We start from the raw sequence: 11,323 nt of genomic DNA, 5'->3' as shown, positions 1-11,323 counted from the left end.
GACATTTTACCGGCTTGCGCGAAACGCCTGCCGAACGCGCCGCGCAAAAGCCGCGCTTACGCGAGCAGCAGATCGGGCCGCCAGACGATGCGTCGCAACGGCGCATGCGATGTCTCAGGCGCGACCTCACGGTTCACGCCGACGAGCGGCACGAACAGCAGCGCATCGCGGATGAACATCAGCGGCACGTCGCGCTTCCACGCCGGCACGCCGCGCTCCTGGAACAGATTCTTGAGCGTGCGGCTGGGCGCATCGGCATCGAGGCGCATGCGCTCGCCGCCCGCACGCGACCGCGCGACGAGCGGCGCCGCGCGCAGCAGCCCTTCGGCGACCACATCGGCGCCGGGCGCATCGGCCGGTTCGAATACGAAGGAACCGCGCCACTGCGGCAGCCGCCAGACTTCGTCGCCCTGCCAGTGCAGCTCGACGGGCGCTCTCGCGATAGCCGCGCCTTCGTCCACGTCGGGCGCATCGGCGCTATCGCCCGACTCCCAGAAAAGCGCATTCCGATACACCCGCAGGCACTGCCCCGCGTGATCGACGCGCAGCGCGTGACCGTCGCGTGTGCTCGCGGCATCGCGCAACTGGCGCAGCATGTCCGCGACGCGCGCCGTCGATGCCGCCGGCAAGTCGCGCGCGCGCATCCAGTAGCGCAGCACGTTCACGGCGCGTTCGTCGTCGAGAGCCAGCAGCGCATCGAGCGCGAGCGCGCCGTCTTCTTCGCCCTGAACGGTTTCCATATCGACGCGCGCGAGGTCGTCGAGCAGCCGCTGCGCCGACGCCGCATGCGACGCGGTCCGCGCGAGCGCATCGCGAAAGCCGGGGAAATGAACGGCGAGCACCGGCAGCACGTCATGGCGCAGCGCGTTGCGTGCGTAGCGCGTATCGGCGTTGGATTCGTCGTCGATCCAGATGAGGTCGCGTTCGTGCGCGTACTGCTCCAGTTGCGCGCGCAGCAGCCTCAGCAACGGACGCAGGCGCGGCACCGTCGCGCCGTCGCGCCGCTGCGGCGCCATCGCGGCGAGCCCCGCGACGCCCGCGCCGCGCAGCAATTGCAGCAGCACGGTTTCGGCCTGGTCATCCGCGTGATGCGCGATCAAAAGCGCCGCCGCGCGATGCGCGTCGCAAAGATCGTCGAGCGCGCGATAACGCGCATCGCGCGCGGCGGCTTCGAGACTTTCGCCGCCCGCGCGTATCACATCGACGTGGCGCGCCGCAAAGCGCACGTCGAGCGATGCGGCGAACGCTTGGCAATGCGCGCCCCAGGCATCGGCGTTCGGGCTCAGGCCGTGATGGACATGCAACGCGACCACGCGCGCCGCGCCGAACACGCGCACGGCGGCATCGAGCAAAACGGTGGAGTCGAGCCCGCCGCTCAGTGCGACGGCGAGAACAGCGTCAGCGGCGAGCGCCGCGTCTGAAACCGCCGCCCGCACCGCCTCGAGTACGAGGCGGCCGGCTGGAGTTTCGCTGTCGGATGTCACGGGAAGGATAATGATGGACGCGCGAGCGAACGCACGTTACGCGCCCGGCAGCGATTCCTTGAACTTGCCGTAGGCCATCAGCTTGTCGAAGCGGCGATCGCGCAATTCCTGCACGCTCAAGCCCTGGAACTGGCGCAGCGAATCCGAAAGCGCGCGGCGCAGCAGCGCGGCCATGCCTTTCGCATCGCGATGCGCGCCGCCGAGCGGCTCGTTGATGATCTTGTCGATGAGTCCGAGCGCCTTCAGCCGATGCGCCGTCAGGCCGAGCGCCTCAGCCGCTTCCGGCGCCTTTGCGGCGCTCTTCCACAGAATGGACGCGCAGCCTTCCGGCGAAATGACCGAATACGTGGAGAACTGCAGCATCATCACCGTGTCGGCGACGGCAATGGCGAGCGCGCCGCCCGAGCCGCCCTCGCCGATGATCGTCGTGATGATCGGCGTCTTGAGTTCGGCCATGACGAACAGATTGCGGCCGATGGCCTCGGACTGCCCGCGCTCTTCCGCGCCGATGCCGGGATACGCGCCGGGCGTATCGACGAACGTGAAGATGGGCATGCTGAACTTCTCGGCGAGACGCATGAGCCGTTCGGCCTTGCGATAGCCTTCCGGACGCGGCATGCCGAAGTTGCGCAGCGCGCGCTCCTTCGTGTCGCGGCCTTTCTGATGGCCGATCACCATGCACGGCTGGCCGTTGAAGCGCGCGAAACCGCCGACGATGGCGAGGTCGTCCGCGAAGGAACGGTCGCCATGTAGTTCGTGAAAGTCGGTGAACAGCTCGCTCACGTAGTCGAGCGTGTACGGACGTTGCGGATGACGCGCGATTTGCGAAACCTGCCACGGCGACAGGTTCGCGTAGAGATCCTTCGTGAGCTGCTGGCTTTTCTTCGACAGCCGCTCGATTTCTTCCGAGATATCGACAGCGGAATCGTCCTGAACGAAGCGGAGTTCTTCGATCTTCGCTTCGAGCTCGGCGATCGGCTGCTCGAAATCCAGAAACGTGGTCTTCATGTGTTCGGGTCCTGAAACATCGGGCAGCGCGTATTCTAACCGCGTCCGTCCCTGATAAATGCGCGCGGGAACTATCGATTATAAATCAACGATAGTCCGGCAATTCCGTTATGAAATCAGTGGTCTGCGGGAATGGGGTTGAGACTGCGCCACATGTACCACGTCGCGACCGTGCGCCACGGCTCCCAGTTCGCCGCCACTTCGCGCGCTTCGCTGCGCGTGACCGGCTCGCCGCTGAAGTAGTTGACGCTGATTGCCTGAATGAGTCCGAGGTCGTCGAGCGGCAGCACGTCCGGGCGCGACAGGTTGAAGATGAGGAACATCTCCGCCGTCCATCGGCCGATGCCGCGAATCTGCGTGAGTTCGGCGATGACGGCTTCGTCGTCCATCGAGGCCCAGGCTTCGACGTGCAGCGCGCCCGACACGAAGTGCTGCGCGAGATCGAGTATGTATTCGGTCTTGCGCTTCGACAGTCCGCACGCCTGCAGCTTCTCCGCGCCGAGCTTGATGAAGTGCGCGGGCACGACTTCCGGGCACGCGTTCTTCACGCGCTCCCAAATGGCTTGCGCGGCCTTCACCGAAATCTGCTGTCCGGCCACCGATCGCGCGAGCGTCGAGAAAGGATCGCCGAGATTGACGAGATGCATCTGGCCGAACTTCGGAATCAGCTTCTTGAGAATGCGGTCGCGCTTCATGAGATCGGCGCAGGCCTTGTCCCAATAGTCCGGGCGCACGACTTCGCGCGTGAGTCCGCCGACCTGCACGGGCACGGCGGCATCCGCCGTGACGACGCGCGACTTGCGCACGACCTCGCCGTGCTCCTTGTCGGCGACGAGCGATTGCGCGTGCGCGGCATCGTCGCGCGCGGCGCGGCCGTTGCCCTTCGCGCGCGGCGCGCGGGCTTCGTCGATGCGCGTCTTCGAGGCGCGCGCAGACACGTCCTCGCCGTTGCCGCGGCGCGCGCCGTTCAGCGCCGTGCCGGCGTCCTCAGCCGTATCGCCCGACGCCGCGCGCTTGCCGCGCGCCGGCGTGGTCGCACTGTCGGCCTTCAGCGTGGTCGATTTCAGTTGCGCACCGCGCGCGCGCTTCGTTGCGGGCGACGCAGCGCTTGCTGACGCAGGTCGCTTGACCGGCGTCTTCCTGGCCGTTGCCATCTTGCCTCCTGCCTGGCGAGTCGATCAGAGGGTGCGAAGGGCCGCGTTCAAACGCGGCGCCATTCGGTCGACCCACCCGGTTTGTCTTCAAGCGCAATCCCGGCTTCGAGCAACTGGGCGCGAATCCGGTCTGCTTCGGCATAGTTCCGTGCCTGCTTCGCTGCAATGCGCTCGGCGATCCTCGCTTCGATCTCCTGCGGCGAAAGGCCATCCGCTTCGCCGGTGCCGCCTGCCTGTTGCAGGAAGACGCGCGGCTCGCGCCCGAGAAGACCGAGCACCTGGCCCAGGCTCTTGAGCTGCCGCGCGAGCGCGGGATCGCGCGTGCGGTTCACTTCGCTTGCGAGGTCGAAGAGCACCGACACGGCCACCGGCGTATTGAAGTCGTCGTTCATCGCCGACTGGAAACGCTGCGCGTTCGCCTCGTTCCAGTCAAGCTGCCGATTGTCCGGCTCGACATCCTTCAACGCCGTATATAGGCGCGTCAATGCATTCTTCGCATCGTCGATATGCACGTCGCTGTAATTCAGCGGCGAACGATAGTGTGCCCGTGCAATAAAGAAGCGCACGACTTCGGCATCGAATTTTTGGAGCACTTCGCGGATCGTGAAGAAGTTGCCGAGCGACTTGGACATCTTCTCGCTGTCGATCTGCACGAAGCCGTTGTGCATCCAGTAGTTCACGAAGGTCTTGCCCGTCGCGCCTTCGCTTTGCGCAATCTCGTTCTCGTGATGCGGGAACTGCAAGTCCTGACCGCCGCCGTGAATGTCGAAGTGTTCGCCGAGCAGACTGCAGCCCATTGCGGAACATTCGATGTGCCAGCCCGGGCGACCGCGTCCCCACTGCGAATCCCAGCCCGTATCGGCGGGCTCGCCCGCCTTCGCGCGCTTCCACAATACGAAGTCGAGCGGATCTTCCTTCGCGTCGTTCGCGGCGACGCGCTCGCCCGCGCGCAAGTCTTCGATGGACTTGCCCGAGAGCTTGCCGTAGCCCGCGAACTTGCGCACCGCATAGTTCACGTCGCCGTCCTTGCCCTGATACGCGTAGCCGTTCCCCTGCAACGCATCGATCATGCCGAGCATCTGCGGGATGAAGTCGGTCGCGCGCGGCTCCATGTCCGGACGCTCGACGCCGAGCGCATCGGCGTCTTCGTGCATCGCCTGGATGAAGCGCTGCGTGAGCGCCTTGATCGGCTCGTTGTTTGCGATCGCGCGGCGAATGATCTTGTCGTCGATGTCCGTGATGTTGCGCACGTAAATGACCTTGTAGCCGAGCGTGCGCAGCCATCGCTGCACGACATCGAACACGACCATCACGCGTGCATGACCGATATGGCAGTAGTCATAGACCGTCATTCCGCAGACGTACATGCGTGCCTCGCCGGCGCGAAGCGGCGTAAAGGGTTGCTTGTCACGCGCGAGCGTGTTGTAGATGCGCAGCGAATTCATAGAGGACAGTGCGTGTGCCGTGAACAACCGTGCGTTGGGTCGCAAGTGGTCGCAAAAGGCGTGCTCGATGCGGGCGGGAACGGATGACACGCACACGCGAGCGCGAACACGACGGTCATGCGACCAGGACGGAGACGGCCACGAGTGGCAAAGACAGTCCGATGTCGGCAGCGCGTGACCACGAGCGCAATGTCGTGTGCAAGGCGCGTGCGCGGAACGTCCGGACCTTTTGTTAGAATGGGTCGGAGTATAACACTCGGACCTGAGCCTATGAAGTCGGAACAAGGCCCGGAAGACGGCCGCACGGCGGGCGTCGCCACGCGTGCTTTGGGCCGCGTTTCTCGCGTTTCGCGCCCGTCTTCGCATAGTGTCCGGTCCTTCGCTTCACCCACCTTCTTGCTTCGTTTCTTGACCCAAATTCCAGTGACTCACGCCCAAGCGCGCATGCCTCTGCAACTCTCCTGCCGGCCCGCCGCCGAGCGCTTTCACGCAACGCTTGCAACGCTCGTGCGCGCCAGCGCCTGTGCGCTCATCGGCGTGGCGGCATGCTTCGTCGCGACGCGTCCTGCGCTCGCGCAAGTGTCGTCGGCAACGGCCGATGGCACGCCGCAGATCGATGCGTCCATCGCGAACAAGGACTGGAACGCCGCGCTCACGGAACTGGACGCGCGCCTCGCGACCAATCCGCGCGATGTGCAGGCGAAGTTCAAGCGCGCCACGGTGCTCGCGCGCCTCAATCGCGACGACGAAGCCATCACCGCGTTCACCGAACTCACGCAGGCTTATCCCGAGCTGCCCGAGCCGTACAACAACCTGGCCGCGCTGTACGCGAAGAAGGGCCGCTACGAAGATGCGCGCGCAGCGCTCGAAACGGCGGTGAAAGCGAATCCCGGCTATGCGCTCGCCTATGACAATCTCGGCGACCTGTATCTGCGCCTCGCGAGCGAATCGTACAAGCGCGCGCAATCGCTCGGCTCGACGAGCCCGCTCACGCGTCAGCGCGTGACGGACATCCAGAACATCATCACGCCGCCGCCCGCGAAAAAGCGCGCCGCGGCGAATGCGGCATCGGCGGCGCAGGCGGCATCGGCGGCGCGCGCGACATCGGACGAATGGGCGCCCGCGCAGACGCAGGGCACGTCCACGATGCCTTCGCCCGACAGCTTCTCGCCGTTCGGCGGACCGAACGGCCCGCTGCCGAGTTCGCCCTACGTCGCGCCCAATCCGCAGCCGTAACGAAAGCACACGCGCCGCAGGCGTTAAGCTGTAGCTTGCGCCGCGCGGCAGCACGACGCTTCGCATTCATCACTCGAGGATCCGACCTTCATGAAATTGCTGATGCTGGCGCTCTCCGGCGCCGCCCTCATCGCGACCGCCCCCGCTTTCGCTCAACCGGGGCAACCCGCGCAGGCCGCGCATCCGAACGTGCTCTTCAAGACCTCGCAAGGCGACATCCGCGTCGAGCTGTATCCGGAGAAGGCGCCGAAGACGGTCGAGAACTTTCTCGCCTACGTGAAGTCCGGTCAATACAGCGGCACGATCTTTCATCGCGTGATTCCCGGCTTCATGATCCAGGGCGGCGGCTACAGCACGAGCTTCGCGGAGAAGCCGACACGCGCGCCGATCCCGCTCGAAAGCAGGAACGGCCTGAAGAACGCCACGGGCACCATCGCGATGGCGCGCACGAGCGATCCGAATTCGGCCACGGCCCAGTTCTTCATCAATACGGTCGATAATGCCGGCCTCGACTATCCGAATCCCGATGGCAATGGCTATGCGGTGTTCGGCAAGGTCGTCTCGGGCATGGATGTCGTGAAGAAGATCGAGGGAAGCCCGACCACCACGCGCGGCCCGATGGCGGACGTGCCGCAAAAGCCGACGGTGATCGAATCGGCCACCGTGGTGTCTCAGTAACGCGAGATAAACGCGAGATAAACGCAAATAACGCGAAAGAATCCCGGCGGCGCGCGATGGTCGCGCGCCGCTCGCTCAACACACCGGAGAAAGAACATGGTCGAACTGCATACGAACCACGGCGTCATCAAGCTCGAACTCGACGCCGACAAAGCGCCGAAGACCGTCGAGAACTTCCTCAACTACGTGAAGAAGGGCCACTACGACAACACGGTGTTCCATCGCGTGATCGACGGCTTCATGATCCAGGGCGGCGGCTTCGAGCCGGGCATGACGCAGAAGCCGACCGACGCGCCGATCGACAACGAAGCCAACAACGGCCTCACGAACGACAACGGCACGGTCGCGATGGCGCGCACCAACGACCCGCACTCGGCCACCGCGCAGTTCTTCATCAACGTGAAGGACAACGACTTCCTGAATCACTCGTCGCCGACGCCGCAAGGCTGGGGCTACACCGTGTTCGGCCGCGTGGTCGAAGGCATGGACGTGGTCGAGAAGATCAAGAAGGTGAAGACGGGCTCGAAGGGCTTCCATCAGGACGTGCCGGTCGATGACGTCGTGATCGAGAAGGCCGTGGTGGTCTAAGCCTTCGCCGCATGATCGACACGAAGGTTTTCGGTCGCGAAACGAGGCACGAAGCAGCGGGCGCAGCGCACAACGCGCGCCCGCTGTTTTTCATTTCGGACCTGCACCTGAGCGAGGCGATACCGAACACGGTCGCCGCGTTCGAGCATTTCATCGAGGTCACGGCGAATGACGCGGATTCCGTCTTCATTCTCGGCGACCTGTTCGAATTCTGGGTCGGCGACGACGTGCTCGATCCCGCCGTCGACGACGAGCGCGCCCGCTTCGCGCGCCGCATGGCGAAGCTCATGCACACGCTCACCGAACGGGGCATCGCGCTCTACGTGATGCACGGCAATCGCGATTTCCTGCTCGGCAGGCGCTTCATGCAGGCAGCCGGCGCGATGCCGCTGCCCGATCCTTTCACGATGACCGCGTTCGGCACGCGCATCGTGCTCGCGCACGGTGACGCCCTCTGCACCGCCGATCCCGCGTATCAGCGGTTTCGCCGTTTCGCGCGCAATCCGCTCGCGCAGCGATTATTTCTCGCATTGCCGCTCACGAAGCGTCTCGCGATCGGTCAGCGCATGCGCTCGAAAAGCGAAGGCGCGCGCGTGGACGGCGTATCGCCGAAATACGACGTGACGCGCAAGGCCGTCTCCGAACTCTTCATTCGCACACGCACGCATACGATGATCCACGGCCATACGCATCGCCCGGCGATGCATCGCGAAGTCGAGGGCGTACGCTGGGTGTTGCCCGATTGGGAGCTCGACATCGACACGCCGCGCGGCGGCTATCTGCGCGTCGATGCCGACGGCATTCGGGCGTTGCCGCTATAGCGTCATAGCTCGCGCTCGGCGCCGCGCGCCTCGCCTTCCATCACCGAGCAAAGATGCTTGAGGTCGACGAGCGCCGCGCCGTCGATGCCTGCGCCGAGCCGCTCGAGCGCGGCGACGATTTCATCGGTGCGCCGCGTCTGTGTGGACGCGTGATCGATCAGGCCATGAATGGCGAGCGAGACGGGATCGTCGGCGTTCGGCGTAATGCCATACGCGCAGAAGCCGGCCCGCTCGCGCTCGCGTGCATCGTCCTTCTTCGCGACGGCCGGCATCACGATGCGCGCCGGATTGCCGACCGCCGTGCCGCCCGCGGGCACCGGCTTCACGACGACCGCGTTGGAGCCGATCTTCGCTTCGGCGCCGACCGTGAAGCCGCCGAGCACCTTCGCGCCCGCGCCGACGATCACGCCGCGTTCGAGCGTCGGATGGCGCTTCGCGCCGCGCGTGAGCGACGTGCCGCCGAGCGTCACGCCCTGGTAGATCGTGCAGTCGTCGCCGATTTCGGCCGTCTCGCCGATCACGACGCCCATGCCGTGATCGATGAACACGCGCCGCCCGAGCGTCGCGCCCCGATGAATCTCGATGCCGGTGAGAAAGCGCGCGACCTGCGAAACGAAGCGTCCGAGCCAGCGCCAGCCGCTTGCCCAGCACGCATGCGCGAAACGATGCAGCACGATCGCGTGGAGGCCCGGATAGCACGAGACCACTTCAAGGACGCTGCGAGCGGCGGGATCGCGCGCGCGGATGGCGGCGATGTCTTCGCGGAGTCGGTCGAACATGTCGATGTCTCGGTTGGGGAATGGGCGAGCGCGCGCGTGCGCTCGTGCGGACTGTCGCGCGCGCCCTTTGCACGATGAGCGCAAAGCGTATATCGGCGAGCCGTTTTCCGCCGATTGCAGGACGCGCGATGTCGCCGCTGCGAGCGCGCGCGCTTATGGGCGCTTACGAGCTCTTACGGACGCTTATCGCGCAGAAGAATATGCTTTGCGATGCCCCGAAGAATGTTCACTTCCTCACGTTCGAGCGCGGTCCGCGCAAAGAGCCGCCGCACGCGCGACATCAGCTTCTTCGGATGGGCGGGGTCCAGAAAGCCGAGCGCGACGAGCGCTTCTTCGAAATGCGCGTACATGCCTTCGATTTCATCGCTCGATGCATGCGCCGCCGTTTCCACGAGCGACAACTCGGGCGCCGCTTCCTGAAACGCGAGCCGCAGTTCGTAAGCGAGCACCTGCACCGCCTGCGCGAGATTGAGCGAGCTGTACGCGGGATTCGCCGGAATGTGCGCGAGCGCGCTGCAACGCTCGACATCGGCGTTCGACAAACCGGTGCGCTCGTTGCCGAACACGAGCGCGATGTCGCCATGACGCACGGATTCGCGCGCGCGTTCGCCGACCGCGCGCGGCGGCATCTGCGGCGGGCCGTACTCGCGCATGCGCGCGGTGAGCGCCGCGGACCAGCGCACGCCGACGAGCGCGTCCGCGAGCGTATCGACGACATGCGCGGAGGCGAGCACGTCGTCCGCGCCGCTTGCCATCGCGATGGCCTCGGGCTCGTTCTTGACGTCGGCCACGCGCGGCGCGACGAGAACGAGGCGCGCGAAGCCCATCGTCTTGAGCGCGCGCGCCGCGGCGCCGACGTTGCCGGGATGACTCGGCTCGACGAGGATGAAACGTGTCGACGTGAAACCGCCGGCGGGAGTGTGAAGGTCTGTGTGTTCCAAGGCGCGATTTGTGCTGAACGTGCTGAATGCCGGAAGAGAATTGCGGCGCGGCCCGGTATGTTAACGCGCTTTCGCCTGCGCGGTCGCGCCGCCGTCGCGCCGCCTTCGGGTAAAATGGTCCATTCGCGCTTCGTGAATCTTCGCGGGCGCCCCGCTCTTATTCAATTCGTCTTCCGTCGACATAGTCGTTGTCGCCCACTCTTCGTCCGCGCTTCAATCCCTATCCGGGCGCGCGGCGATCAAAGGATTCCGCTCATGCATCCGATGCTCAATATCGCTGTCAAGGCCGCGCGCCGCGCCGGACAGATCATCAATCGCGCGTCGCTCGATCTCGACCGCGTTCAGGTCAGCAAGAAACAGCACAACGACTTCGTGACGGAAGTCGACAAGGCGTCCGAAGCCGCCATCATCGAGACGCTGCACACGGCCTACCCCGATCATTCGATCCTCGCCGAGGAATCCGGCAAGGACGATCGCCAATCCGAGTATCAGTGGATCATCGATCCGCTCGACGGCACCACCAACTTCATCCACGGCTTCCAGTATTACTGCGTGTCGATTGCGCTCGTGCACCGGGGCACGGTGACGCAGGCCGTCGTGTACGACCCGACGCGCAACGATCTCTTCACCGCGTCGCGCGGCGGCGGCGCGTATCTGAACGAGCGGCGTATCCGCGTCGGCAAGCTGGACCGCCTGTCCGATGCGCTCATCGGCACGGGCTTCCCGTTTCGCGACGGCCAGGGCCTGAACGCCTACACACGCCTCTTCAGCGAAATGACGCTGTCGTGCGCGGGGCTGCGCCGTCCGGGTGCGGCGGCACTCGACCTCGCGAACGTCGCGGCCGGGCGTCTCGACGGTTTCTTCGAACAGGGCATTCATCCGTGGGACGTGGCGGCGGGCAGCCTGCTCGTCACGGAAGCGGGCGGCCTCGTCGGCAATTACACAGGTGAATCGGACTTCCTGTTCCAGAACGAAATCGTCGCGGCCAATCCCAAGGTCTACGCGCAGATGGTCAAGACCCTCGACATGTACTCGCGCACGCGTCTGACGGGCGAGTAAGCCGGCTTTCGGCCAGGCGCTGCCGCGCTCCTCCTCTCGCGCCCGCACGGCGGGCGCGTCTTCTGCTCTGCAACGAATACCGGGCTCCGCTAGAGTGCATTCTTTTGCCCCGCATCCCACGCGGGGCGCA

11 protein-coding genes are annotated in these 11,323 nt (G+C 65.4%); 5 read left to right on the top strand and 6 right to left on the bottom strand.

Annotated features, from left to right (window positions below):
- Positions 1-56 precede the first annotated feature (56 nt).
- The 4 genes from tilS to cysS form a co-directional block, all read right to left on the bottom strand.
- Positions 57-1,484 (bottom strand): tRNA lysidine(34) synthetase TilS, encoded by a 1,428-nt coding sequence (gene tilS, locus LDZ27_RS05685; RefSeq protein ID WP_244815732.1) that lies wholly within the window; start codon positions 1,482-1,484, stop codon positions 57-59.
- Between the two features lie 36 nt (positions 1,485-1,520).
- The gene (locus LDZ27_RS05680) at positions 1,521-2,492 is read right to left on the bottom strand and encodes an acetyl-CoA carboxylase carboxyltransferase subunit alpha (protein WP_244815731.1); all 972 of its coding nucleotides are present in this window, start codon (positions 2,490-2,492) and stop codon (positions 1,521-1,523) included.
- 116 nt (positions 2,493-2,608) lie between these two features.
- Positions 2,609-3,646, bottom strand: a complete 1,038-nt coding sequence (locus tag LDZ27_RS05675; RefSeq protein WP_244815730.1) for a DNA-3-methyladenine glycosylase — start codon at positions 3,644-3,646, stop codon at positions 2,609-2,611.
- A 47-nt stretch (positions 3,647-3,693) separates the two neighbouring features.
- A complete protein-coding gene (cysS, locus tag LDZ27_RS05670) occupies positions 3,694-5,091 on the bottom strand; it encodes a cysteine--tRNA ligase (protein ID WP_244815729.1) in 1,398 nt (465 codons plus the stop codon).
- A 531-nt stretch (positions 5,092-5,622) separates the two neighbouring features.
- Between cysS and LDZ27_RS05665 the strand changes: the two genes are divergently transcribed.
- From LDZ27_RS05665 to LDZ27_RS05650, 4 genes are all read left to right on the top strand, one after another.
- The gene (locus tag LDZ27_RS05665; protein ID WP_370653392.1) at positions 5,623-6,327 is read left to right on the top strand and encodes a tetratricopeptide repeat protein; all 705 of its coding nucleotides are present in this window, start codon (positions 5,623-5,625) and stop codon (positions 6,325-6,327) included.
- A gap of 90 nt (positions 6,328-6,417) precedes the next feature.
- The gene (locus LDZ27_RS05660) at positions 6,418-7,005 is read left to right on the top strand and encodes a peptidylprolyl isomerase (protein ID WP_244815727.1); all 588 of its coding nucleotides are present in this window, start codon (positions 6,418-6,420) and stop codon (positions 7,003-7,005) included.
- Positions 7,006-7,101: 96 nt separating this feature from the next.
- The gene (locus LDZ27_RS05655) at positions 7,102-7,593 is read left to right on the top strand and encodes a peptidylprolyl isomerase (protein WP_244815726.1); all 492 of its coding nucleotides are present in this window, start codon (positions 7,102-7,104) and stop codon (positions 7,591-7,593) included.
- Between the two features lie 11 nt (positions 7,594-7,604).
- Positions 7,605-8,414 (top strand): UDP-2,3-diacylglucosamine diphosphatase, encoded by an 810-nt coding sequence (locus LDZ27_RS05650; RefSeq protein WP_244815725.1) that lies wholly within the window; start codon positions 7,605-7,607, stop codon positions 8,412-8,414.
- A 2-nt stretch (positions 8,415-8,416) separates the two neighbouring features.
- On the opposite strand, the gene cysE is transcribed toward LDZ27_RS05650, so the two are convergent.
- Positions 8,417-9,193: a serine O-acetyltransferase gene (gene cysE, locus LDZ27_RS05645; protein ID WP_244815724.1), complete on the bottom strand. Its 777-nt coding sequence runs from the start codon at positions 9,191-9,193 to the stop codon at positions 8,417-8,419.
- A 173-nt stretch (positions 9,194-9,366) separates the two neighbouring features.
- Positions 9,367-10,134, bottom strand: a complete 768-nt coding sequence (locus LDZ27_RS05640; protein ID WP_244815723.1) for an RNA methyltransferase — start codon at positions 10,132-10,134, stop codon at positions 9,367-9,369.
- 255 nt (positions 10,135-10,389) lie between these two features.
- On the opposite strand from LDZ27_RS05640, the gene LDZ27_RS05635 reads away from it, so the two are divergent.
- A complete protein-coding gene (locus LDZ27_RS05635) occupies positions 10,390-11,193 on the top strand; it encodes an inositol monophosphatase family protein (protein ID WP_244815722.1) in 804 nt (267 codons plus the stop codon).
- Positions 11,194-11,323 lie beyond the last annotated feature (130 nt).

Source organism: Caballeronia sp. Lep1P3 (assembly GCF_022879595.1).
GTDB lineage: Bacteria > Pseudomonadota > Gammaproteobacteria > Burkholderiales > Burkholderiaceae > Caballeronia.
Note: the sequence above shows the minus strand (reverse complement) of the source record. Positions and strands in the feature narration are given on the sequence as shown.

Excerpts from the sequence above, each read along its gene's own strand:
- cysS (WP_244815729.1), bottom strand. The coding sequence starts at position 5,091 with ATGAATTCGCTGCGCATCTACAACACGCTCGCGCGTGACAAGCAACCC.
- LDZ27_RS05655 (WP_244815726.1), top strand. The coding sequence starts at position 7,102 with ATGGTCGAACTGCATACGAACCACGGCGTCATCAAGCTCGAACTCGAC.
- LDZ27_RS05680 (WP_244815731.1), bottom strand. The coding sequence starts at position 2,492 with ATGAAGACCACGTTTCTGGATTTCGAGCAGCCGATCGCCGAGCTCGAA.
- cysE (WP_244815724.1), bottom strand. The coding sequence starts at position 9,193 with ATGTTCGACCGACTCCGCGAAGACATCGCCGCCATCCGCGCGCGCGAT.
- LDZ27_RS05650 (WP_244815725.1), top strand. The coding sequence starts at position 7,605 with ATGATCGACACGAAGGTTTTCGGTCGCGAAACGAGGCACGAAGCAGCG.
- LDZ27_RS05635 (WP_244815722.1), top strand. The coding sequence starts at position 10,390 with ATGCATCCGATGCTCAATATCGCTGTCAAGGCCGCGCGCCGCGCCGGA.
- LDZ27_RS05675 (WP_244815730.1), bottom strand. The coding sequence starts at position 3,646 with ATGGCAACGGCCAGGAAGACGCCGGTCAAGCGACCTGCGTCAGCAAGC.
- LDZ27_RS05660 (WP_244815727.1), top strand. The coding sequence starts at position 6,418 with ATGAAATTGCTGATGCTGGCGCTCTCCGGCGCCGCCCTCATCGCGACC.